The sequence below is a fragment of the Streptomyces sp. NBC_01233 genome (assembly GCF_035989305.1).
Lineage (GTDB): Bacteria > Actinomycetota > Actinomycetes > Streptomycetales > Streptomycetaceae > Streptomyces.
On record NZ_CP108514.1, the window covers coordinates 3176246 to 3199625 of the forward strand.

Genomic DNA, 23380 nt, shown 5'->3' on the forward strand with positions numbered 1-23380 from the left:
AACGGAGGCGCGAGCCATGCAGTCCACGCCCCGCCCGGCAGACGACCAGCCCGTCATATCCCTGCGCGGGGCCACGGCCTCGCTCGGCTCCCGCCCCGTGCTGCGCGGGATCGACCTCACCGTCCACCGCGGTGAGGTCGTCGCCCTGCTCGGCGCCAACGGCTCCGGCAAGTCCACGGCCGTCCGCGCCGTGGTCGGCCAGGTCCCGCTGACCGACGGCGACCTGTCCCTCTTCGGAACGGAATTCAAGCGCTTCCGGGACTGGGCGCGCATCGGATACGTCCCGCAGCGCACCACCGCCGCCGGCGGGGTCCCCGCCACCGTCCGCGAGGTCATCTCCTCCGGCCGGCTGGCCCGCTCCCGCTTCGGCCTCCTGCGCAAGGCCGACAAGGCCGCCGTCCAGCGGGCCCTGGCCCTCGTCGACATGGAGTCGCACGCCGACGCCTCGGTCGACGCCCTCTCCGGCGGCCAGCACCAGCGCGTCCTCATAGCCCGGGCCCTCGCCGTCGAACCCGAGCTGCTGATCATGGACGAGCCGATGGCGGGCGTGGACCTCGCCAACCAGGAGGTCCTCGCACACGCCCTGCGCGAACAGGTCGCCGCCGGCTCCACCGTCCTGCTCGTCCTGCACGAGCTGGGCCCGCTGGAGCCCCTGATCGACCGCGCCGTCGTCCTGCGCGACGGCTGCGTCGTCCACGACGGACCGCCCCCGGAGGCCGTGGGACAGCACGCCCTGCCCGGCCACGACCACGTACACCCCCACGCGGCGCACGACGCCGGGCCCCTGCGGACGGGACTGCTGAGCTGATGGACATCCTCGACTTCGCCTTCATGCAGCGCGCGCTGATCGCGGCCGCCCTGGTCGGCATCACGGCCCCCGCCATCGGCACGTACCTCGTCCAGCGCCGCCAGGCGCTCATGGGCGACGGTCTCGGCCACGTCGCCATGACCGGCGTCGCCCTCGGCCTCGTGCTCCACACCAGCCCGGTCTGGATGGCCACCCTCGTCTCCGTCCTCGGCGCCGTCGGCATGGAGCTGATCCGCGCCCGGGGCAAGACCAGCGGGGACGTCGCCCTCGCCATGCTCTTCTACGGCGGCCTCGCCGGCGGCGTCATGATCATCAACCTCGGGGGCGGCCAGACGGCCAGCCTCCTGGGCTCCATGTTCGGCTCGATCACCACGGTCGCCGCCGAGGACGTGACCGCGATGGCGATCCTCGCCGCGTTCGTCCTCGCCGTCGCCATCGGCCTGCGCAGGCAGCTCTTCGCCGTCTGCCAGGACGAGGAGTTCGCCCGGGTCACCGGCCTGCCCGTGCGCGCCCTGAACCTGCTGATCGCCGTCACCGCGGCGGTCACCGTCACCGTCGCCATGCGCATCGTCGGCCTGCTGCTGGTCAGCGCCATGCTGGTGATCCCGGTCGCGGCCGCCCAGCGGCTCACCCGTAGTTTCGCCACCACGCTGGGCCTGGCCATGGCCATCAGCGTCGGCGTCTCCCTGACCGGCACGGCCGCCACCTACTACATGGACGTGCCCTCGGGCGCGACGATCGTCCTGCTCGCGATCGGCGTCTTCATGGTGCTGACGGCCCTCGCCACGCCCCTGGCCCGGCGCCGGGCGAAGGCGGCCCGCGCCGCCGAAGAGGTGTGCACGCGGGACGACGTAAAGGTCTAGGAGCCTCGACCGCCTGGCACAATGGCGGCAGGCCGATACGAGGAGGAACCGGTGGCGACTGCGCCTGGCGAGATGAATACCGCGCCAGTACGAGGGCGATCCACCCGGCAGCGGGCGGCCGTGGCCGCGGCGCTGGACGAGGTGGACGAGTTCCGCAGCGCCCAGGAACTCCACGACATGCTCAAGCACCGTGGCGATTCCGTGGGCCTGACCACCGTCTACCGCACCCTCCAGTCCCTCGCGGACGCCGGCGAGGTCGACGTCCTGCGGACCAGCGACGGCGAGTCCGTCTACCGCCGCTGCTCCACCGGAGACCACCACCACCACCTGGTCTGCCGCAAGTGCGGCAAGGCGGTCGAGGTGGAGGGCCCGGCCGTGGAGAAGTGGGCGGAGTCCATCGCGGCCGAGCACGGCTACGTGAACGTGGCCCACACGGTGGAGATCTTCGGCACCTGCGCCGACTGCGCCGCCGCGGGCTGATCGGTACGGGCGCCCGCGCCCCGGGCCCGTCCGGCGGCGCCGGAGCCGGCCACGGCCACGCCTAGATCCGACGCAGGTTCGCATCCAGGAGCGCCCGCAGACGGTCGACGTCGGCCGGTTCCCGGACACCCCGCTTGGGCAGGACCGTCATGGCCACCGCCCCCTTGTCGTCACTGAGCATGACGAACGCCTCGGTCGTCTCCGCGAACCTCGGCTGCGCCTCCCAGCCGATGCGCGTCTGGGAGGCGGCCGTGCTCACCTGGACCCCGGCCCCGTCAACGACGGTACGGGCCTCCCCCGCCTTCTCCAGCAGCCCGCCGAAGGCACGCGCCTGGAGCCGCGGGCCGAACAGCACGAAGGCCCACAGCACCGCCCCGCCGACGAGGAAGCCCGCCGGCCTCCCCGGCGCGATCTCCCCGTCCACCAGTGCCAGCAGGCCGAGCCCCAGCAGCAGCGTCCCGGCGAAGATCAATGCCCCCCGCCGACGGCGTCCCTGGGCCGTGTGCGTGTCCCGGACTCGCAACGCGTGCGCGAGGTCCGCCTTGGTCATCCGGTAGACGAGCTCGACGGCTTGCCCGTTCTGCCGCTCCGTCTCCGCATTCGTGCCCGCGCTCATGTCCATGCCCATGTCCATGACAGCGGAGCCTATCGCCGGGGCGTGCGGCCGCCCGTCAGCCCTTCGGGCCCTCGGGCTGGTTGGGGACGGCGCCGCCGAAGCGGCGGTCGCGCTGGGCGTACTCCAGGCAGGCCGCCCAGAGGTTGCGCCGGTCGAAGTCCGGCCACAGGACGTCCTGGAAGACCATCTCGGCGTACGCGCTCTGCCAGAGCAGGTAGTTGGAGGTGCGCCGCTCCCCGCTCGGGCGAAGGAACAGGTCCACGTCCGGCATGTCCGGGTAGTACATGTACTTCGCGAAGGTCTTCTCGTTGACCTTCGACGGGTCCAGCCTGCCGGCCGCCACGTCCCGGGCGATCGCCTGCGCCGCGTCCGCGATCTCGGCGCGGCCGCCGTAGTTCACGCAGAAGTACAGGGTCATGGCGTCGTTGTCGACGGTCTGCTCCTGCGCGACCTGGAGCTCCTGGACGACCGACTTCCACATCTTCGGCATGCGGCCGACCCAGCGGATGCGGATGCCCAGCTCGTTCATCTCGTCGCGGCGGCGCCGGATGACGTCGCGGTTGAAGTTCATCAGGAAGCGGACCTCGTCGGGCGAGCGCTTCCAGTTCTCCGTCGAGAAGGCGTACAGGGAGAGGTTCTTGACGCCCATCTCCAGGCAGCCCTTGAGCACGTCGAGCACGACGCCCTCGCCGACCTTGTGGCCCTCGGTGCGCGGCAGACCGCGCTCCTTGGCCCAGCGGCCGTTGCCGTCCATGACGACCGCGACGTGGTTCGGGACGAGCTCGCCGGGGATCTTCGGCGGGCGCTCACCGGACGGGTGCGGCTCGGGAACCTTGTACTCGCGGCGAGAGCGCCCCAGAATCCCGCGTCGTGCCATGTGCCCAGCTCCTATTTCTCGACGTATCGCAGGGAGCGTAGCCCGCGCTCCAGATGCCAGTGCAGATAGGCGGAGACCAGCCCGCTGCCCTCCCGCACGTGACGCGCCTCACACGCATCGGCATGCCCCCAGTCGCCCGTCAGCAGGGCGCTGAGCAGGGCGATGGTCTCAGACGAGGGTACGACGCTGCCGGGCACCCGGCAGTCCCCGCATATCACCCCGCCGGCGGCGACGGAGAAGTGCCGGTTGGGGCCGTGGATCCCGCACTTCGCGCAGTCGTCGAAGCTGGGCGCGTAGCCGTTGACGGCGAGGGAGCGCAGCAGGAAGGCGTCCAGGATCAGGTGGGGTTCGTGTTCGCCGCGCGAGAGCGTGCGCAGGGCGCCGACGAGCAGCAGGTACTGCTGCACGGAGGGTTCGCCCTCGTTCTCGGTGAACCGCTCGGCGGTCTCCAGCATCGCGGTGCCGGCGGTGTAGCGGGCGTAGTCGGTGACGATGCCGTTGCCGTACGGGGCGATGATCTGGGTCTGGGTGCAGAGCGGGAGGCTGCGGCCGATCAGTTCGCTGCCGCGGGCGAAGAACTGCACGTCGGCGTGGGAGAAAGGTTCCAGCCCGGCACCGAACTTGGACTTCGTACGCCGGACACCGCGGGCGACGGCCCGCACCCGGCCGTGGCCCCGGGTCAGCAGCGTGATGATGCGGTCCGCCTCACCCAGCTTCTGGGTGCGCAGCACGATGCCGTCGTCGCGGAACAGACTCATGCGCCCATTGTCGCCTGTGCGGGCACCCGCGCGGGGACAGCGATGGCCCCTCGCCCGGACCGGGGGTACCTCCCAGCGGTAGCTGGGGGAAGGTCCGGGCGAGGGGCCGCCACCCCTTGGGAGGATCAGCCGGCGGAGGACGCCTGCGCGTCGTCCGCCTTCTCGGCGCCGGCCGGGGCGGCCACCGGCTGGGCGGGCAGCTCGGCCTTGGGGGCGTCGCCGCCGTCCTGCACGGAGTCGCCGGCGGCGCCGTGGGCGTCGTCCTTGGCCAGGCCGTTGAAGACCAGGTTGAGGACGATGGCGGCCGTGGCACCGAGGGTGACACCGCTGTTGAGGAGCGAGGCCAGGTCCGCGTCCATGTACTTGGTGAAGAACACCGGGACGGTCGCGGGGAGCAGGGCGAAGGCGAGGGAGACGCCGACGATCAGCGCGTTCTTCTCCTCCTTGAGGTCCACCTTGGCCAGGGTCTGGATACCGGCCAGGGCGACCATGGCGAACATGACGGTCGCGGCGCCGCCGAGGACTCCGTGCGGGACGGCGGCGACGATCGCGGCGGCCTTGGGCAGCAGACCCAGGATGATCATGAACACACCGGCGGCGACGACCACGAACCGGCTCTTCACCTTCGTCATCCGCACGAGGCCGACGTTCTCGGCGAAGGCGACGTACGGGAAGGAGTTGAGGACACCGCCGAGGGCGGTGGCGGCGCCGTCGGCACGCAGGGCGCGGGCCACGGTCTCGCTGTCGACGTCCTTGCCGACGATGTCGCCGACGGCGTAGGTGTCACCGGTCGTCTCGACCATGGTGATCAGCATGACGATGAGCATCAGGACGATCGGGAACCACTCGAACTTCGGGACGCCGAAGTGGAACGGGGTGGTGACACCGACCCAGTCGGACTTGCTCACGTCGCCGAACTTCGCGTCCCCGAGGAGGAAGGCGACCCCGGTACCGACCACCAGGCCGAGCAGGATGGAGATGCTGGAGAGGAACTGCTTGCCGAGCTTCATCAGGATCAGGATGAAGAGCATCGTGCCGCCGGCGTAGGCGAAGTTCTTCGGGTCCCCGAAGTCGGGGCTGCCGAGGCCGCCGGCCGCGTCGTTGAGGCCGACCGGGATCAGGACGATGCCCAGCACCGTGATGACCGTGCCGGTGACGACCGGCGGGAACAGCCGCATGACCGTCCGGAACGCCTTGGCGGGCAGCCAGGCGAAGGCGAAGGTGGCGATGCCTGCGGTGATGACCGCGCCGTAGATGACCAGCAGGGCGGCGGTTCCACCGCCCGCGCCGAGGCCGATGGCGATCATCGGGGACACGGCGGTGAAGGTCACGCCCTGGATCAGCGGCAGTCGCGCACCGATCCGGCCGATGCCCCAGGCCTGGATGATCGAGGCGATACCGCAGGTGAAGAGGTCTGCGTTGATCAGGTAGACCAGCTGTTCAGGGCTCAGCTTCAGCGCGTTGCCGACGATGATCGGGACGATCACCGCACCGGCGTAGAAGGCGAGTACGTGCTGGAAGCCGTACAGCGCGAGCTTGGGGAGGGGGAGCACCTCGTCGACCGGGTGCGTGCTCCGCTCTCCATCGGTGGAAAGCCGGGCGGCGACACGTGCCATCTCTGCCTTGCCCTTCAAAAGGTAGGTAACTGAGAGGAATCTCTGGTTATCCCTGGCCGGAGTGGGTCGCTATCCCGTTTTCCGCCAGGGTTGTCAGTACGTTCACGCGAATCGAAGCCCGACTGTGTTACCGGCCGCGTCTCCCCGTGTGACCGGAATTGAACGCCTGTGGGGACGCTCACAGATATCGTCAACTTCCACAAAGTGTTGAGGCTTGACGATCTCCGCTTTGGAGGGTTCTCCCATGGCGCACAGCGCGTCGGCGGAGTATAGCCAGATTCTGCCGAGATGTCCGTTCCTGATGCGCACCTGCGAATGCGACCCGCTGCGACCAGCCGGCGCACGGTTCACGTCATTCCGCGGCGCAAATTTGAGCACACGATTCCGGCCATCCGATGGGGTGATCCACCGAGTGCGGAGGGTGCGACTCCACCCATTGCACGAACACCGGCGGAACTCGGTTCACGTTCGCGAGGCCGGATCGTTACCTGAATTCGCCGCAGTTCGTACGGATTCCGGTATGAGTTGTACGTTTTCCGGGACATGCTCCCCCTGCGAGAGGAGAAGGGGTCAATTCCGGAGCGCCGCCGACACGATCGAGGCGGCCGCCGAAGCCGCCGTGAGCACCGGCTCCGGGGAACGGTTCGCGCGGCCGAGCATGAAGGCCCCTTCCAGGAGGGCGATCACCGAGGTCGCCGTGGCCCGCGCGGAGTCGATGCCGCGGGAGGCGTAGGAGACGGCCAGGGCGTCGATCCAGGAGGCGAACACCTCCGCCGTGGCCCGTCGCAGCCCCTCGTGCGTACTGGCCACCTCCAGGGCGACCGTGGCGATCGGGCACGGGTCGGCGAAGTCCAGCGACTCCAGGGCCGAGGTCTGCTGCCGCACGGCCGGTACGAGGAGATCCCCGACGCCCGCACCCTGATCCCGCTGGACAACCCGGCGGGCCTCTGCACGGCTCTGCGCCGGTTCATCGCGCAGACGCCCCCGGCCGGGGCGGAGCCGACCTCCTAGTACTGCAACCGCATGTGGGGGTCGTGGCCCCGTCGTTGGTAGTGGCAGCGGCGGGCTCGGGCTTGGCTGCGGCGTCGGAAGTGTGACCAGTGGAGACGGTGCTCGTTGGTGTGGCAGCGGGGCGTGAGGACGACGTGCCCGATCATCCGGCGGATCTCCGGGACGCTGAGGGGTATGAGGTCTTGCTCGTCGTCTCCGCTGCCCCTTTTGCGGCTTCTGCGGCACGGATGGCCGTGAGGTAGGCCAGGACGGCCATGGCGAGGGTGATGTGCCGGTACCAGGCCCGGTAGAGCCGCACCTGGTAGTGGTCGAGCCCGCATTCACCCTTCGCGGTCTGGAAGCACTCCTCCACCGCCCACCTGGCTCCGGCGGTCCTGACCAGGTCTTTCAGCCGGGAAGTGACGGGGCCGTAGCAGACGTAGTAGGCGATGTCGGTGGGGTCGGACAGATTGCGGCGGGCGAGCACCCAGTGCCCGGATCCGCCCTCCCAGGTGGGCCGGATCGCGACGCGGGCCCAGTGGTAGATCCGCTGGCCGTGGGCGCCGGCTCCGGCGGAGATCCGCTTCCATGCCTGCTTCGGCAGGGCCGCGATCAGCTCGTCGACGCGCGCGTCGCGGCCGTCGGCGGTGATCACGGTGTCGTTGACCTTGGTGGCCAGCACATACGCGGCCTGGCGTTCTTCCAGCCAGGCGCGGAAGTGCTTGACCTGCCCGTATGCCTCGTCCGCGGTCACCCAGGCGAAGGGAACAGCCGCGTCGATGGCGCGTTGCAGCATCCACTTGAGGTGCTCGATCTTCGTGGCGAACGGCACGGTGTCGTCGATCCCGGCTGCCCGGCAGCGGTCGCGGTCGTCCGTCCAGGACTTCGGGACGTAGAGTTCCCGGTCGATCAGCGCCCGCCCTTTGGCGGATGCGTAGGCGAGGAAGGTGCCGATCTGGCAGTTCTCGGTGCGGCCAGCGGTGCCGGAATACTGCCGCTGGACCCCTGCTGACCTGGTGCCCTTCTTCAGGAACCCGGTGTCGTCCCCGATGAGCACGCCATCCTTGGCGCCGATGGTCTCCACGACGAAGTCCCGGACATCGTCCCGGACCGCGTTCTCGTCCCATTCGGAGTGATTGAGCAGGCGTTGCACACCGTCCGGGCGGAGCTGGCCGACCTGCTCGGCCAGCGTCCACCCGTTCTTCTTCTCCAGCGGAGCAAGCAGGCCCCTGAGGTAGTCCAGAGCCCGATCACGTGGCTCCGACCTGCCAAAACGATGCCCGAACCGGGCATGCAAGTCCGCTACACCCTCGGACCACGACTCGATCTGCTCGACCGTCAGCGTTTGATCACACAGTCACAACAACGAGCATCGACGCCAACCGTCACGCCACATGCGGTTGCAGTACTAGGGCGCGCGCACCGCCGACAGCAGCCGCTCCACCTCGTCCGCGTCGATCCGCAGCGCCGCGCCGACGGTGGCGAGCACCTCGCGCTCGGCCGGGGTGTACGGGCCGTCCGCGAGCGCGATACGGGCGCCCTGCAGCAGGATCGACTCGCGGCCCGGGCCCGCCAGGTGCGGGGCCAGCGGCTCCAGGGCCTCGTGGAGCTCTATCGACAGCGCGGCCCCGCAGCACTCCGGGACGTCGTACAGCCCGAGCCGGCCCTCGTCGGTGGACAGGGCCTCCACGAGGGACTCCAGCTGTTCCTCGGTGCAGTCCGGGAAGCCCGCGGCCCGTACGGCGCCCACCGCGGCCTCCAGCGCGCTGCGCGAGGCCGTCCCGCCCGCGGTCAGCACGGCCAGCGCGACGGTGTGCACGGCGTCGCGCAGCAGGGCCGTGAAGCGGGTGGTGGTGAGGTGGTCCAGGACGTCCGTGTCGAACCGGGCGCGGCAGCCCTGGCACTCCACGACGGGCCCCGCCTGCCCGCGCGGCAGCAGCGGCACCCCGACGACGGTGAACCGGCGTCGCCCGGTGCGCCTGCGGTAGTTGCGGTCTCCACCGCAGGCGGGGCAGAAGAACTCCCCGTCGCCCACGGTGCTCCAGGTGGTACGGATGCCCCAGACCGTCAGCTTCCGGCCGTCCCCACCCCGAACTGGCAGCACGTCGCACCTCCGTAACTCCCCCGTCGCCCCGCGGGCACGGGAGGGACCCCCACGGCAGCATCGCCGGGTTGGCGTGATGTTAGCCACATCGGTGAGGATGCGTCAGTCGTGTGACAAGACAACATGTGCCGGGGCGCGCACTTGGCCGATCTGCGCCCCCGCGTCCGCCCCCGTCCTCCCTCTGCCCCGCCGCGCTCCCCCTAGGGTCGGCCGCATGAACGAGAAGTCCTGTCTGGTGACCGGCGCCGCGAGCGGGATCGGCCGGGCCACCGCCGTGCTGCTGGCCCGCTCCGGGGCCAGGGTCACCGCGGCCGATATCAACGGCCCCGGGGTGGAGTCCCTGCGTACGGAACTGGCCGCGGAGGGGTACGCCGTCACGGCGGTCGCCGGTGACGTGTCCGATCCGGAGGCCAACCGCGCGATGGTCGCCGCCGCCGTCGGGGCGTACGGGCGCCTCGACGTCGCCGTGGCGAACGCCGGGGTGCTCCCTCTTTCGGACGTACGGGAGACCAGTCCGCAGGACTGGGACCACGTCATGGCCATCGACGGCCGGGGCATGTTCCTGACCTGCAAGTACGCCATCGAGGCGATGACGGCGCAGCCGCGGCCCGGCGGGGCGCTGGTCTGCGTGTCCTCGATCTCGGGGGTGGCCGGGCAGGCGCGCCAGGCGGCGTACGGACCGGCGAAGTTCGTCGCGTCGGGGCTGACCAAGCACCTCGCGGTGGAGTGGGCCGCGCGCGGGATCCGGGTCAACGCGGTGGCACCGGGCACCATCCGTACGGAGCGGGTGCTCGCGCTGAAGGACGAGCCGGGCGGGCCGGAATACCTCGAAGAGATCGCGGGGGCGCACCCGATGGGCCGGCTCGGCGAGCCGGAGGAGGTGGCCCGGGTCATCGCCTTCCTGGCCTCCGACGCGGCCTCGTTCGTGACGGGCGTGGTGCTGCCGGTGGACGGCGGCTACCTGGCCCGCTGAGCCGGGAACGACGCGGCCCCGCCCCTCCGGGAGGAGGGACGGGGCACACGTACGGGCGATGGGTCGCGGGGGATCAGCGGCCCGCGCGGTTGACGGCGGAGATGACCGCCTTCAGGGAGGCGCGGGTGGTGTTGGCGTCGATGCCGATGCCCCACAGGACGCGGCCGTCGATCGCGCACTCGATGTACGAGGCGGCCACGGCGGAGGCGCCCTCGCTCATGGTGTGCTCGGTGTAGTCCAGCAGGCGGGCGTCGATGCCGATGCCGGCCAGCGCGTCGAAGAAGGCCGAGATCGGGCCGTTGCCGGTGCCGGCCAGGACCATCTCCACGCCGTCCACGACCGCCTCGACGGTCAGCGTGTCCGTGCCGTCCTTGTCGGTGGCCGTCGAACCGGAGCGCAGCTGGATCCGGCCCCACGGGTTCTCCGGGTTGGGCAGGTACTCGTCCTGGAAGACCGACCAGATCGCCTTCGGCGTGACCTCGCCGCCCTCGGCGTCGGTCTTGGCCTGGATGATCCGGGAGAACTCGATCTGCATGCGGCGCGGCAGGTCCAGCTTGTGGTCGTTCTTCAGGACGTACGCGATGCCGCCCTTGCCGGACTGCGAGTTGACCCGGATGACGGCCTCGTAGGAGCGGCCGACGTCCTTCGGGTCGATGGGCAGGTACGGGACCGCCCACTCGATGTCGTCCACGGTCTTGCCGGCGGCGGCCGCGTCGGCCTCCATGGCGTCGAAGCCCTTCTTGATGGCGTCCTGGTGGGAGCCGGAGAAGGCGGTGTAGACCAGGTCGCCCGCGTAGGGGTGGCGCGGGTGGACCTCCATCTGGTTGCAGTACTCGCTGGTGCGACGGATCTCGTCGATCTGCGAGAAGTCGATCTGCGGGTCGATGCCCTGGGAGAACAGGTTCATGCCCAGCGTGATCAGGTCGACGTTGCCGGTGCGCTCGCCCTGCCCGAACAGGCAGCCCTCGATGCGGTCCGCGCCGGCCATCAGGGCCAGCTCGGCGGCGGCCACGGCGGTGCCGCGGTCGTTGTGCGGGTGCACGGAGATGCAGACGTGCTCGCGGCGGGTCAGGTTGCGGGCCATCCACTCGAAGCGGTCCGCGTGCGTGGACGGCGTGGAGCGCTCCACGGTCGCGGGCAGGTTCAGGATGATCTCGCGGCCCTCGGCCGGCTGCCAGACGTCGCAGACGGCCTCGCAGACCTCCAGGGCGAAGTCCAGCTCGGTGTCGGTGAAGATCTCCGGGCTGTACTGGTAGCCGAAGGCGGTCTCCGGACCCAGCAGCTTCTCGGCGTACTCCATGACCAGGCGGGTGCCGTCGACGGCGATCTGCTTGATCTGCTCCTTGGAGCCGCGGAAGACGACCCGGCGGAAGGTGGGCGCCGTCGCGTTGTACAGGTGCACGGTGGCGCGCTTGGCGCCGACCAGGGACTCCACGGTCCGCTCGATCAGGTCCTCGCGGGCCTGGGTCAGTACGGAGATGGTGACGTCGTCCGGGATCGCGCCCTCTTCGATGATGGAGCGCACGAAGGCGAAGTCGGTCTCGCCCGAGGACGGGAAGCCGACCTCGATCTCCTTGTAGCCCATGCGCACCAGCAGGTCGAACATCTCGCGCTTGCGGGCGGGCGTCATCGGGTCGATCAGCGACTGGTTGCCGTCACGCAGGTCGGTCGACAGCCAGCGGGGAGCCTTGGTGACGCGGGCATCGGGCCACGTGCGGTCCGGGATGTCCACCTGCTCGTACGCGCCGTACTTGTGGATCGGCATCCCGGAGGACTTCTGGGTGTGGGTCGCGTTGGTGATGGACGTGGGGCGACCGACAAAAGGCTGCTGGCTCATGGCGTTGGGCTCCTCGCGTGTCCGCGTGTAGTTCGCTGGGACGGCCGACGGCGGTCGTATAAACCGCAACACCAAACTCCGCGGGGAGGGGGCCGGCCTACGACTACAGACCCTCGCCGCGGCAGCTAAGGAGAAGCAGCCCGAAACGCATAATGGGCCGAGCCTAGCCGAGCCGCGCGGTGACGCGAGGACCTGTTTCAGTATGCAAGACCCCACCGTCCGATTTGCACCAAATGTGAGCTAAGCCTCTTTCAAAGCGCCCGGGTCAGGGCGATCCGTCAATCCGGCGCCACCGCTTTCAGACAAGCGAATGAATCATGGTCGCAGGTAGTGACACCGCGATGACCCACTGCCACATTGCCGGGCATGGATGCCTCCCACGCTCACCGCCACCCCGTCTTCTGCACCGTGGTGCCGCCGCACCTCCTCGACAAGGCCGCCCTGTCCGGGGACTCGCGGCGCGCCGATCTCGCCCAGCGCACCCTCGAACGCGACTCCCTGCTGCGCACCCGGCGCCGGGTCACCGCCGTCCGCGGGATCGTGCCCACGCTCGGTGCGCCGGCCTCCGACGAACCGGACCGGACGCTCTACGACGCCCAGCACCGCACGCAGCTGCCCGGGAAGAAGGTCCGGGGGGAGGGCGACCCGCTGAGCAAGGACGCCACCGTGAACCGCGCCTACGCGGGGCTCGGGGCGACGTACGAACTGTTCCTGAAGGGCTTCGGGCGGCGTTCGATCGACGATGCCGGGCTCCCGCTGGACGCGACCGTCCACTACGACGAGGACTACAACAACGCCTTCTGGGACGGGCAGCAGATGGTCTTCGGCGACGGGGACGGGGACCTCTTCCTCGACTTCACCGTCTCGGTGGACGTCATCGGGCACGAGCTGACCCACGGGGTCACCCAGTACACGGCGAACCTGAGGTACCGCGGGCAGTCGGGCGCCCTCAACGAGTCGATGTCCGACGTCTTCGGCTCGCTGATCAAGCAGTACTCGCTGGAGCAGACGGCCGACCAGGCCGACTGGCTGATCGGGGCCGGCCTGCTGGGCCCCAGCGTGACCGGGGTCGCGCTGCGCTCGATGAAGGCGCCGGGGACCGCGTACGACGACGACGAGCTCGGCAAGGACCCGCAGCCGGCCACGATGGACGACTACGTGAACACCCACAGCGACAACGGCGGGGTCCACATCAACTCCGGCATCCCCAACCACGCCTTCTACATCGTGGCGACCGAGCTGGGCGGCAAGGCCTGGGAGCGGGCCGGGCAGATCTGGTACGACACCCTGACCGGCGGGGAGCTCGCCTCGAACGCCGACTTCGAGGACTTCGCCCGGCTCTCGACGGCGGCGGCCGTGACCCGGTACGGGGACGGCGGCGCGGAGCACCAGGCCCTGCAGAAGGCGTGGTCCGCGGTGGGCGTCCCGCTCGCGGGGTAGGACGGCTTCCATGCGCATTCAGGTGGCACGGACGGGCGGCTTCGCGGGCATCGAGCGCCGGGCCGAGGTGGACACCTCGGGCCGGCCGGACGAGGACGAGTGGCGGGCCCTGGCCCAGCTCGCGCTGCGGCCCGGTCCGCCGAGCGATCCGGCGGACCGGGTGCGGGACGGGTTCTCGTACCGGATCACGGTGGACGGGCGGACGGTCTCCTGCGCCGAGCCGGGCCTGTCGGAGGCGCAGCGGGCGCTGATCTCGCGGGTCCTGAAAGAAGGTGCTTGAGCAGCACCGCTTTGCTTGGATGTCCGGATGACCGACCACATGATCGATTCGACGCTGTCCGAGCTGGAGCGGTACTACGACACGGTGCCGCGGGTGGGCGGGGCGCGGGCCGAGGACTTCGGCCCGTTGACCCTGTTCGTCCAGGAGGGCCAGGGCTGGCAGTACTACGCGCGGCCGGCGCTCGGCGGCTCCGGCGACGCGACCGCTGAGGACGTCCAGCGGGTGCTGTCCCGTCAACGGGAGCTCGGGGTCCCCGAGGCCTTCGAGTGGGTGGCCGAAACCAGCCCCTCACTGCGGGCCTCGGTGGAAGCGGCGGGGCTGTACGTCCACGCCCATCCGCTGATGGTGCTGGAGGGCGCCGAGGAGCCGCCGCCGCACCCGGAAGTACGGCTGGTCGGACCGGAGGACCCGCTGCTGCCGGCCGCGGTGACGGTCCCCGCGCTGGCCTTCTCGGACCCGGGAACGGCGCTGGGCGAGGCCGGGCCGGCCGAGCTGGCCGCGGCGCTGGCGGACCCGTCGGTGGAGACCCGCCGGGCGCACGTGTCCGGGATGCTCACCTCGGGCCGTACGGGCATGGCGGCGGCCGTACGGGGCGGCGTGGTGCTGTGCTCGGGCCAGTACAACCCGGTGGGGGACGTCGCCGAGGTGGTGGGCGTCGGCACCCTGCCGTCGGCCCGCCGCCAGGGCCTGGCCCTCGGGGTCACGGCCGCGCTGGTCGTGGAGGCCCGGGCGCGCGGCGCCCGTACGGTCTTCCTCTCGGCGGGCGACGAGGACGTGGCCCGCATCTACGGCCGCATCGGCTTCCGCCGGGTGGCGACGGCGCTGATCGCGGAGCCGCCGGCCGGTGCCGCGTAAGGACGGTCGCGCCGGATGCTTTTGCCGGACCGGCAACAGGGTTTGCCGTGGATGCCAGTCCGGGCGGAGCATCGGGGCCACCGAGACCCGTAGCGGAAGAGGCCCCCATGCCGAAGCACGAACACGAGCACACTCACCAGCACGAGCACGAGCACGAGCACGCGAACGCCCCCGCCGCCCCGCGCGAGGGCGACGCGGAGTTCTGGGACGAGCGCTACAGCGAGAGCGCGCGCATCTGGAGCGGCAACCCCAACGCGGCCCTGGTCCGTGAGGTCCAGGACCTCTCCCCCGGCCGGGCCCTGGACCTCGGCTGCGGCGAGGGCGCCGACGCCGTCTGGCTCGCCCGCCGGGGGTGGCGGGTCACCGGCACCGACATCTCGACGGTCGCCCTCGGGCGGGCGGCCGAGCACGCCGCCGAGGCGGGGGTGGGCGGCCTGGTGGAGTGGCAGCGGCACGACTTCACCGAGTCCTTCCCCGACGGGGAGTTCGACCTCGTCTCGGCGTGCTTCCTGCACAACTACGGGGACTTCCCGCGCGCCCGGGTCCTGCGCACGGCCGCCGCCGCCGTGGCCCCCGGCGGGGTCCTGCTGGTGGTCGGCCACGCGGGCGGGCCGTCCTGGGACCCGGACAGGCACGCGGAGATCGACTTCCCCACCCCGGACGAGGTCCTCGCACAGCTGGAGCTGGCGGAGGGCGCGTGGGAGGTCCTGCTCGCGGAGGAACACGTACAGGCCCTGGACGGGCCCGACGGCCGGCCCGGGACCCGTCCGGACAACGTGGTGAAGGTGCGGCGGAGGCGCTGACGCACCCGCCGCGAAGGCTAGAAGCCGAGCTTGCGGAGCTGCTTGGGGTCCCGCTGCCAGTCCTTGGCGACCTTCACGTGGAGGTCGAGGAAGACCGGGGTCCCGAGCAGTGCCTCGATGTGCTTGCGCGACTTCATCCCGACCTCCTTCAGGCGGGAGCCCTTCGGGCCGATGATGATGCCCTTCTGGCTCGGCCGCTCGATGTAGACGTTGGCGTGGATGTCGAGCAGCGGGCGGTCGGCCGGACGGTTCTCCCGCGGGATCATCTCCTCGACGACCACGGCGATGGAGTGCGGGAGCTCGTCCCGTACGCCTTCCAGTGCGGCCTCGCGGATCAGTTCCGCGACCATCACCATCTCGGGCTCGTCGGTGAGGTCGCCCTCCGGGTACAGCGGCGGGCTCTCCGGCAGCAGCGGCGCGATCAGGTCGGCCAGCAGCTTCACCTGACTGTCGCCGACCGCCGAGACGGGGACGATCTCGGCCCACTCGAAGCCCAGCTCCTCGGCGAGCTGGTGGACGGCGATGAGCTGCTCGCCCACCACCTTGGACTCGACCAGGTCGGTCTTGGTGATGATGGCGATCTTGGGGGTCTTCTTGATCCCCGCGAGCTCCTTGGCGATGAACTTGTCGCCGGGGCCGAGCTTCTGGTCGGCCGGCAGGCAGAAGCCGATGACGTCGACCTCGGCCCAGGTGGTCCGTACGACGTCGTTGAGACGCTCGCCGAGCAGCGTGCGCGGCTTGTGCAGGCCGGGCGTGTCGACGAGGACGAGCTGCGCGTCGGGGCGGTGCACGATGCCGCGGACGGTGTGGCGGGTGGTCTGCGGCCGGTTGGAGGTGATCGCGACCTTGGTGCCCACGAGTGCGTTGGTGAGGGTCGACTTCCCCGCGTTGGGGCGGCCGACGAAGCAGGCGAAGCCCGCACGGTGCGGGCTGGTGGACTCGGGGGAACGATCGCTCATACGGGCCATTCTCCCCGATGCGGCTCCCAGCGCCGACCAGATCACGGCAGTGAGGGCGAGCACAGTCGTGAGCAGGGGGTGCGCGGCGTGGGCTGCGCGGCCCTGAGCTGTGGTTCCTTCGGCCCGGGCGTGCACCGTCACCTCGGCCCATTCCGCGGCGGGCGGCCCCTCCCAGCGGGTGCCGAGCCGCACTTCCTGACCCGGCAGCAGTTCGGCGGGCAGCCCGGTGAGCTCGCGCTTCAGCAGGGTGCGGCCGAGGGCGCCGGAGGCGGTGAGGGCCGCGTGCGGGCGGAGGGTGACGTTGCCGGTGTTGTGGAGCGTGTACGAGATCTCCGCGCCCGCGCCGCGGCGGTGCACGGTGACCCCCTCGACGGCGAGGGCGGCCGCGGTCGGGCCGGTCACCCGCAGGTACACGCGGGCGGCGACGGCCTGCTGGACGCCGATCCCCTGGGCGGTGGAGGCGGGCCGGTCCTCCAGGGCCACGATGGCGCCGGGGTGGTCCCCGGGCTCCGCCCGGTCGGGGACGGTGAGGGTGAAGCCGACGCGGACCGACCCCCGGGCCGGTACGGTCACCCGCTCCCGGTCGAGCTTCGCCCATGCGGCGGTGGCCCGGCGCGGCTCGTCGGGGCCGCGCAGCGCGAAGCCGCCGTCGCGGGCGGTGTTGTAGGCGTCGGCGGGGTAGAGCCGGAAGGTGCGGGGACGGTCGGTGCGGTTGGTCACGGTGACGGTGTCGGCGACGGCCTGGCCGGGTGCGGCGGCGAGGTAGAAGTACGGCCGCTGGCCGACGCCTGTCGCGGCGGGCAGCACGGACCACTGCCCGTTGTCCGCGGCCTCGGCCGGCGCGGCGAGCAGGAGGACGAGCCCGGCGGTGACGAGCAGGGCCACCGCTGCGCGGAGCCCGCCCCTTCCCGGAACCGCGCTCCGCCCCGGGAAACGGAGAAGGGGCGGGGCGGGGAGAGCTCCGCGCAGTGGCAGCCGCAGGCGGGGTGTCACGACAGGGTCAGGGTCAGGACCGCCGTGTACGCCCCCGGCGGGGTGTACGGCGGGACCTGCAGGGTCACCGTGGCGTCGACCGTGAAGGTGCCGCCGACCAGCGGGGCGTCGGCGGTGGAGGCCAGGAGGGCCCCCTCCGGGCCGACCACACCCGCGCTGCCCGGCGTACAGGCGCTCTGGCTGCCCGCGGCCGCCGCGCAGGCCGGGGTCCAGGACAGGGACGCGCCCGGGATGCGCACCCTCCCCCGGCTACCGCTGGGGGGACCCCCACCGGGTCCCGTGAAGTCGGTGACCTTGCCGGTCAGGGACCAGCCGGCCGGGCCGCCGCGGGCGTCGGTGACGGTCACGGTCCCGATCCGGCCCGGGGCAGCGCCGCCGTCGCCGTACGGGACGGCGCCGAGGGTGATGTCCTCGCCGGCCTGGGTCATGCCGAGGGCGCCCGCTTCGACGGTGGCCGTGACCTTGCGGGTGCCCGCCGTCGTCGGGGTGGCGTCGATGACGGTGTACGCGGCCGGGCCGGAGCCCCGGCTCGCCGACCAGCCCGGGCCCTCGTAGGCGATCACCGCGGTGGTGGCCTTGTCCGTGACCGGCAACTCCACCAGGGCCGTGCCCAGTTCGTCGGCGGCGGCGCTCACCCGGTCGGCGGTTTCGGCGGCGCCGGCCCGTCCGGCCACCGTCACGGCCGCGCCCGGGGGGAAGCCGGCGGCGGTGACCTTGACCTTGGCGCCCGGCTTTCCGTGGGCCGCCGCGAGGAAGACGCTGCGCAGGTTGGCCGTGGGCAGCGCGGTCGCCGTCAGGCGTTCGGAGACGGGGGTGGCGGACGGCGCGGCGGCGGTGCAGACGGTGTCGAGGTCCAGCAGGTGGCTGGTGTGCAGGGTGTAGCCGCCCGGGGCGAGAGTGATCTCACCGGGCGCGGTGACGGTGAAGGTGCCGGTCATGGTGACGGCGGGAAGGGGCTCGCCGGCCCGGACGGGGTCGTTGCGCTTGGCCCCGACGACGGTGACCTCGCCGCTCTGGGCGCCCGCCAGCAGGATCCGGCCGGTCGGGGTCAGCACGTCGGCGGGGAGTTCGCCGCCCGCCGCGTTCGGATCCAGGGGTGGCACGGCGGGGGTCCGGAGCACCTGGTAGGTCACGGTGACGGTGTCGCCGACCTGCGGAGCCGGGTTGTCGACGGTGATCCGGGCGGTGGTCGGCCCGTCGGCGGGCGGGAGTCCGGCCTCCTGGGGCGGCAGGCAGTGCGTCGGGAACTCCACCTGGCCGGGGGGAGCCTCTCCCTCGGCCGCGGCCGGTGCGCTCAGAGCGCCCCCGGTCGTGGCGGCGAGCACCGCCATGCCGACGGCGGCCGGCCATCTCCGCTTCCGCGCCCCTGTTCGCACTGCCCGCCCCCTGGGTTCCCTCGCGCCGAGCCCTGCGCAGGGGGCCATTCACGAGCGGGCGGCGGGAGAAGTCAATGCACGGATCCGGCATCAACTGATGGCCCATCAGGAGATGGCAGAGTGCCGGCTCCGGGCCCCTCTGCGCCCGCATCCCCACCCGCCGCGCGGAACGTGCGCCGGTACGCCGTCAGGCTCACCCCCAGCGCCGCCTGCACGTGCTTGCGCAGCGACTGCGCCGTCCCGAAGCCCGCCTCCCGCGCAACCTGTTCCATCGGCAGATCCGTCCGCTCCAGCAGCCGCCGGGCCCGTTCCACCCGCTGTCCGACGATCCACTCGCCGGGGGCCATTCACGAGCGGGCGGCGGGAGAAGTCAATGCACGGATCCGGCATCAACTGATGGCCCATCAGGAGATGGCAGAGTGCCGGCTCCGGGCCCCTCTGCGCCCGCATCCCCACCCGCCGCGCGGAACGTGCGCCGGTACGCCGTCAGGCTCACCCCCAGCGCCGCCTGCACGTGCTTGCGCAGCGACTGCGCCATCCCGAAGCCCGCCTCCCGCGCAACCTGTTCCATCGGCAGATCCGTCCGCTCCAGCAGCCGCCGGGCCCGTTCCACCCGCTGTCCGACGATCCACTCGCCGGGGCTGATCCCGGCCTCCTCCCGGAACCTGCGCGTGAACGTCCGTACCGACATGGCCTCCTGCCGGGCCAGGTCGACCAGCCGTACCGGCTCGTGCAGCCGGTCCAGCACCCAGGCGCGGGCCGCCGCGGTGCTGGCCAGCTGCGGCTGCGGCACCGGGCGTTCGATGAACTGGGCCTGCCCGCCGTCCCGGTGCGGCGGCACGACGGTCCGCCGGGCCACGTCGTTGGCGACGGCCGCTCCGTGGTCACGGCGCACGATGTGCAGGCACAGGTCGATGCCGGCGGCGACCCCGGCCGAGGTCAGCACGTCCCCGTCGTCCGTGTAGAGCACGCCGGCGTCCACCCGCACGGACGGGAAGAGCCGCTGGAAGTGCTCGGCGTGGAACCAGTGGGTGGTGGCCGGGCGGCCGTCCAGGAAACCGGCGGCGGCCAGCACGTACCCGCCCGTGCAGATGGAGACGAGCCGCGTCCCTGGCCGGATGTGCGCGAGCGCCGCGGCGAGCTCGTCGCTCAGCCGGCCCTCCTCGTACACCGGCCCCAGCTCGTACGAGGCGGGCACCACCACGGTGTCGGCCGTGGCCAGCAGCTCGGGGCCGTGCTCGACCTGGACCGCGAAATCGGCGTCCGTGCGCACCGGCCCGGCGGCCAGGGCGCAGGTGAGGATCTCGTACAGCGGCTCTCCGGCGGGATCCTTGGCACGGCCGAAGATCCGGTGCGGGATCCCGAGCTCGAAGGGCAGCAGCCCGGTGAGCGCAAGGACGACGACACGGTGAGGGGCCATGGCCCAATCGTATCGAAGGGTGTCGTTCAGGCCACTGTCGTACGGGGCCCTCGCGGCCGGAGGCTGTCCGCGTGACCCAGACAGCCCCCACCCCCGGCCCCGGATGGTCATCCGGCGCCGTCAGCCTCCGGCGGTCGGACGGGATACGGCCTGAGCCACGCGGGCCACCGCGCCCCGGGCAGCGGCGCGTGCCATGCGGGCCGGCGCCGCCGTACACCGGGCGTCATGCGCCCACCGCCCGCCGGACGGTGAGCCAAGAACCGGCCCCCGGGAACGGACCCGGCCGCTCGGCGCGAGCCGCCAGGTCCCACCGGCTGAGTGCCCCGGCTCTGCCCGTCCTACCGGGGAGCGGACCCGGCCGGGGCTCCGTGCTGGGCCGAAGGGGCGCGCCAGGGCCGCGGAGCCTCCGGCCCCGGGGACCGACCCGGCCACTCGGCACGACCCCGAGCACCCGCCCCGCACACGAGCCGTACGGCTCTCCGGACGGCACCACCCGCCGCCCGCCGCCCGCCGGGCGGTAAGCCGAGAGCCGGCCCCGGGAACGGCCCCGGCAGCTCGGGCGCGAGCCCGGTTCTCGGCCCCGCGCGCGGCCTGCACGAGCAGGCAGACGTACGGGTGGCCGGACGGCCCGGGTTCGTGTCCGCGGCCCCCTGCCGAGGGCCGCCCCCACGGCGGCCCGTGGGGTTCAGGTCCCGCCGGAAGGCTAGTGGCCCGCCGGGGTGGTGGACTTCAGGGTGCCGTCCGGGGCTGCCAGCAGCACCGGGGTGTCCGGGCCGCCCAGGTCGCGGACGGCCGCGCGGTCGGCCTCGGCGGGGGCGTCGGCGGCGCTGACCACGGCCGCGGCCTCCAGGGAGCGCGCGCCGCTCGCCACGGCCATCGCGACCGCGGTCTGCAGCGCGCTCAGCTTCAGGGAGTCGAGCTCCACCGTCCCGGCGACGTACGTGCGGCCCGTCTCGTCGCGCACCGCCGCCCCCTCGGGCACCCCGTTGCGGGCCCGGGCGCTGCGCGCCAGCGTGATGATCTTGCTGTCCTCGGGGTCGATCCCGGTGCTCTCGGTCATGGGCGAAAGCATAGGGAGCGCCCCGGCCGGGCCGCGCGACGACCCCGCCACGGCGCTCCGGACACGGCCGGGCGCACGGCCGGACTGGGGGGCCGGGCTCGGGGCCGACCTCACGGCCGGTCGAGCTTCAGCCGCTCCGCCCGCGGCAGCCCGGCGACGACCAGGTCGTACGAGTCCTCCACCAGCTCCCGGACCAGCTGGTCCGGCAGACCGCCCGGCCCGCCCACCGCCACCGTGTTCCAGTGCCGCTTGTTCATGTGGTAGCCCGGCACGATCGCCTCGTGCTCCTCGCGCAGCCGCACCGCCAGCTCCGGCTCGCACTTGAGGTTGACCTTCAGCGGCTCCCGGTCCAGCGCCGAGAGCGCGAACACCTTGCCCAGCACCTTGAACACCGAGGTCTCCGGGGTGAAGGGGAACTCCTCCACCGCCGCGTTGAAGCCCAGACAGAATTCCCGCAGCTCCGCCGGGGTCATTCCCCCTCCTCCCCCGCGGCCTCCGCCGCGGCCACCGGTTCCACCAGCACCGTCACGATCTTGTTCCGCCGTCCGGCCGGGGACTCGGCCGTCAGCCGCAGCGGACGCCCGTCCGGCAGTTCCACCAGCGCCGAGGCGCCCGCGATCGGGACCCGCCCCAGCGCCTTCGCCAGCAGGCCGCCGACCGTCTCCACGTCCTCGTCGTCGAAGGCCTCGACCTTGAACAGCTCGCCGAGGTCGGTGATGTCGAGGCGCGCCGTGACCCGGTAGCGGTCCTCGCCCAGGTCCTCGACCGGCGGGAGCTCCCGGTCGTACTCGTCCGTGATCTCGCCGACGATCTCCTCGAGGATGTCCTCGATGGTGACGATGCCGGCCGTGCCGCCGTACTCGTCGATGACGACGGCGACGTGGTTGCGCACCTGCTGCATCTCGCGCAGCAGGTCGCCCGCGTTCTTGGTGTCCGGCACGAAGACGGCCGCCCGCATCGCCGTGGAGACCAGGCCGGACTCCGCCTCGCGGCTGATGTGGGTCTTGCGGACCAGGTCCTTCAGGTAGACGATCCCGACGATGTCGTCCTCGTTCTCCCCGGTCACCGGGATGCGCGAGAAGCCGGACCGCAGCGCCAGCGTGGTCGCCTGACGGACCGTCTTGTACCGCTCGATGCAGACCAGGTCGGTGCGCGGCACCATCACCTCGCGCACCAGGGTGTCGCCGAGCTCGAAGACCTGGTGCACCATCCGGCGCTCGTCGTCCTCGATCAGCGATTCCTTCTCCGCGAGGTCCACCATCGCGCGCAGCTCCGCCTCGGAGGCGAACGGCCCCTTGCGGAAGCCCTTTCCGGGCGTGAGCGCGTTGCCGATGAGGATCAGCAGCTGCGGGATCGGCCCCATCACCCGGGCGAGCGGTACGAGGACGTACGCGGCCGCGGTCGAGGTGTTCAGCGGGTGCTGGCGGCCGATCGTGCGCGGGGAGACGCCGACGGCGACGAAGGAGACGAGCACCATCACGGCGATGGCCACGAGCAGCGCGGTCCAATTCTCGCCGAACTCGTCGAGGCAGACGTAGGTGACGAGCACTCCTGCCGCCATCTCGCAGGTGACCCGGACCAGCAGCGCCACGTTGAGGTAGCGGGTGGGGTCGCCGGCGACCTGGGCGAGCTTCTCGCTGCCGCGCCGGCCCTCCCGCACGGCCTGCTCGGCGCGGAAGATCGAAATGCGGGCGATGCCGGACTCCGCGCAGGCCGCGAACCAGGCCACGACCACCAGCAGCACCGCTCCGGTGATCAGCTGCGCGGCGTTCACGAGACGGTGGGCGCCGGCGAGGGACCCGTCATGCCGCGCTCACCGCGCCAGCCGTCGACGATGGCCGCCTGCAGGCCGAACATCTCGGCCTTCTCGTCCGGCTCCTCGTGGTCGTAGCCGAGCAGGTGCAGCACTCCGTGGACGGTCAGGAGCTGGAGCTCCTCGTCCATGGAGTGCTGCGTCGGGGCTTCCTCGCCCTGCCTCTTGGCGACCTCGGGACAGAGCACGATGTCACCGAGGAGCCCCTGCGGGGGCTCCTCGTCGTCCTTGGTCGGCGGACGGAGCTCGTCCATCGGGAAGGACATGACGTCGGTCGGACCGGGCAGATCCATCCACTGGATGTGGAGCGCCTCCATGGCGTCCTCGTCGATGACGATGACGGAGAGCTCGGAGAGCGGGTGGATCCGCATCCGGGTGAGCGCGTAGCGGGCGATGTCGAGGATCGCCTGCTCGTCGACCTCGGTTCCGGACTCGTTGTTGACGTCGATCGACATGGTG

The 23380-nt window shown here is 71.9% G+C and carries 23 protein-coding genes and 2 pseudogenes; 8 read left to right on the top strand and 17 right to left on the bottom strand.

Annotated features, from left to right (window positions below):
* Positions 1–16: 16 nt before the first annotated feature.
* From OG332_RS14920 to OG332_RS14930, 3 genes are read left to right on the top strand one after another with little or no spacing between them, the layout of a single operon-like run.
* Positions 17–808 carry a metal ABC transporter ATP-binding protein gene (locus OG332_RS14920; RefSeq protein ID WP_327413942.1) on the top strand — a complete coding sequence of 264 codons (792 nt, stop codon included), beginning with the start codon at positions 17–19 and terminating at the stop codon, positions 806–808.
* Positions 808–1671, top strand: a complete 864-nt coding sequence (locus OG332_RS14925; protein ID WP_327413943.1) for a metal ABC transporter permease — start codon at positions 808–810, stop codon at positions 1669–1671. Before OG332_RS14920 ends, OG332_RS14925 begins: the two co-directional genes overlap by 1 nt.
* A 51-nt stretch (positions 1672–1722) precedes the next feature.
* Positions 1723–2151, top strand: a complete 429-nt coding sequence (locus OG332_RS14930) for a Fur family transcriptional regulator (protein WP_078626133.1) — start codon at positions 1723–1725, stop codon at positions 2149–2151.
* Positions 2152–2212: 61 nt separating this feature from the next.
* Here the strand turns inward: OG332_RS14930 and OG332_RS14935 are convergent, their stop codons facing one another.
* From OG332_RS14935 to OG332_RS14965, 7 genes are all read right to left on the bottom strand, one after another.
* Positions 2213–2785, bottom strand: coding sequence for a YcxB family protein (locus OG332_RS14935; protein WP_327413944.1), 573 nt, complete (start codon positions 2783–2785; stop codon positions 2213–2215).
* Between the two features lie 37 nt (positions 2786–2822).
* A complete protein-coding gene (locus OG332_RS14940; RefSeq protein WP_327413945.1) occupies positions 2823–3644 on the bottom strand; it encodes an isoprenyl transferase in 822 nt (273 codons plus the stop codon).
* 11 nt (positions 3645–3655) lie between these two features.
* Entirely contained in the window at positions 3656–4402 is a 747-nt protein-coding gene (recO, locus tag OG332_RS14945; protein ID WP_327413946.1) for a DNA repair protein RecO, read from the bottom strand.
* Between the two features lie 125 nt (positions 4403–4527).
* Entirely contained in the window at positions 4528–6018 is a 1491-nt protein-coding gene (locus OG332_RS14950) for a nucleobase:cation symporter-2 family protein (protein ID WP_327413947.1), read from the bottom strand.
* 570 nt (positions 6019–6588) lie between these two features.
* Positions 6589–6903 (bottom strand): LmrA/YxaF family transcription factor, encoded by a 315-nt coding sequence (locus tag OG332_RS14955; RefSeq protein WP_327413948.1) that lies wholly within the window; start codon positions 6901–6903, stop codon positions 6589–6591.
* Positions 6904–7171: 268 nt separating this feature from the next.
* Positions 7172–8335 (bottom strand): IS701 family transposase, encoded by a 1164-nt coding sequence (locus tag OG332_RS14960; protein ID WP_327419230.1) that lies wholly within the window; start codon positions 8333–8335, stop codon positions 7172–7174.
* An 81-nt stretch (positions 8336–8416) separates the two neighbouring features.
* Positions 8417–9112, bottom strand: coding sequence for a TerB family tellurite resistance protein (locus OG332_RS14965; RefSeq protein ID WP_327413949.1), 696 nt, complete (start codon positions 9110–9112; stop codon positions 8417–8419).
* A gap of 214 nt (positions 9113–9326) precedes the next feature.
* Between OG332_RS14965 and OG332_RS14970 the strand changes: the two genes are divergently transcribed.
* A complete protein-coding gene (locus OG332_RS14970) occupies positions 9327–10085 on the top strand; it encodes an SDR family NAD(P)-dependent oxidoreductase (protein ID WP_327413950.1) in 759 nt (252 codons plus the stop codon).
* Positions 10086–10158: 73 nt separating this feature from the next.
* Here the strand turns inward: OG332_RS14970 and leuA are convergent, their stop codons facing one another.
* A complete protein-coding gene (leuA, locus tag OG332_RS14975; protein WP_327413951.1) occupies positions 10159–11922 on the bottom strand; it encodes a 2-isopropylmalate synthase in 1764 nt (587 codons plus the stop codon).
* Positions 11923–12288: 366 nt separating this feature from the next.
* Between leuA and OG332_RS14980 the strand changes: the two genes are divergently transcribed.
* From OG332_RS14980 to OG332_RS14995, 4 genes are all read left to right on the top strand, one after another.
* Complete coding sequence (locus OG332_RS14980; RefSeq protein ID WP_327413952.1) at positions 12289–13362, top strand: M4 family metallopeptidase; 1074 nt, start codon at positions 12289–12291, stop codon at positions 13360–13362.
* A 10-nt stretch (positions 13363–13372) separates the two neighbouring features.
* Positions 13373–13642 carry a protealysin inhibitor emfourin gene (locus tag OG332_RS14985; RefSeq protein ID WP_327413953.1) on the top strand — a complete coding sequence of 90 codons (270 nt, stop codon included), beginning with the start codon at positions 13373–13375 and terminating at the stop codon, positions 13640–13642.
* A 27-nt stretch (positions 13643–13669) separates the two neighbouring features.
* Positions 13670–14497: a GNAT family N-acetyltransferase gene (locus OG332_RS14990; RefSeq protein ID WP_327413954.1), complete on the top strand. Its 828-nt coding sequence runs from the start codon at positions 13670–13672 to the stop codon at positions 14495–14497.
* Positions 14498–14604: 107 nt separating this feature from the next.
* A complete protein-coding gene (locus OG332_RS14995) occupies positions 14605–15300 on the top strand; it encodes a class I SAM-dependent methyltransferase (RefSeq protein WP_327413955.1) in 696 nt (231 codons plus the stop codon).
* 17 nt (positions 15301–15317) lie between these two features.
* On the opposite strand, the gene era is transcribed toward OG332_RS14995, so the two are convergent.
* The 9 genes and pseudogenes from era to ybeY all read right to left on the bottom strand — a co-directional run bounded on the left by era (position 15318) and on the right by ybeY (position 23376).
* The gene (era, locus tag OG332_RS15000; protein WP_327419231.1) at positions 15318–16268 is read right to left on the bottom strand and encodes a GTPase Era; all 951 of its coding nucleotides are present in this window, start codon (positions 16266–16268) and stop codon (positions 15318–15320) included.
* A gap of 486 nt (positions 16269–16754) precedes the next feature.
* Positions 16755–17252, bottom strand: a pseudogene (locus OG332_RS15005) (WxL protein peptidoglycan domain-containing protein); the annotation flags it as partial.
* On the bottom strand, positions 17249–18583 hold the full coding sequence (locus OG332_RS15010; protein ID WP_327419232.1) for a beta-xylosidase: 1335 nt from the start codon (positions 18581–18583) through the stop codon (positions 17249–17251). The gene OG332_RS15010 and the pseudogene OG332_RS15005, both read right to left, overlap by 4 nt.
* A 116-nt stretch (positions 18584–18699) precedes the next feature.
* A pseudogene (locus OG332_RS15015) lies at positions 18700–18975 on the bottom strand (helix-turn-helix domain-containing protein); the annotation flags it as partial.
* Positions 18976–18998: 23 nt separating this feature from the next.
* On the bottom strand, positions 18999–20048 hold the full coding sequence (locus OG332_RS15020; protein ID WP_327413956.1) for a GlxA family transcriptional regulator: 1050 nt from the start codon (positions 20046–20048) through the stop codon (positions 18999–19001).
* 703 nt (positions 20049–20751) lie between these two features.
* Complete coding sequence (locus OG332_RS15025; protein ID WP_327413957.1) at positions 20752–21108, bottom strand: cytidine deaminase; 357 nt, start codon at positions 21106–21108, stop codon at positions 20752–20754.
* 110 nt (positions 21109–21218) lie between these two features.
* Positions 21219–21581, bottom strand: a complete 363-nt coding sequence (locus OG332_RS15030; RefSeq protein WP_327413958.1) for an MmcQ/YjbR family DNA-binding protein — start codon at positions 21579–21581, stop codon at positions 21219–21221.
* Positions 21578–22882: a hemolysin family protein gene (locus OG332_RS15035; RefSeq protein WP_327413959.1), complete on the bottom strand. Its 1305-nt coding sequence runs from the start codon at positions 22880–22882 to the stop codon at positions 21578–21580. The genes OG332_RS15030 and OG332_RS15035 overlap by 4 nt, the downstream gene beginning before the upstream one ends.
* Complete coding sequence (gene ybeY, locus OG332_RS15040) at positions 22879–23376, bottom strand: rRNA maturation RNase YbeY (protein WP_327413960.1); 498 nt, start codon at positions 23374–23376, stop codon at positions 22879–22881. Before ybeY ends, OG332_RS15035 begins: the two co-directional genes overlap by 4 nt.
* Positions 23377–23380: the final 4 nt, after the last annotated feature.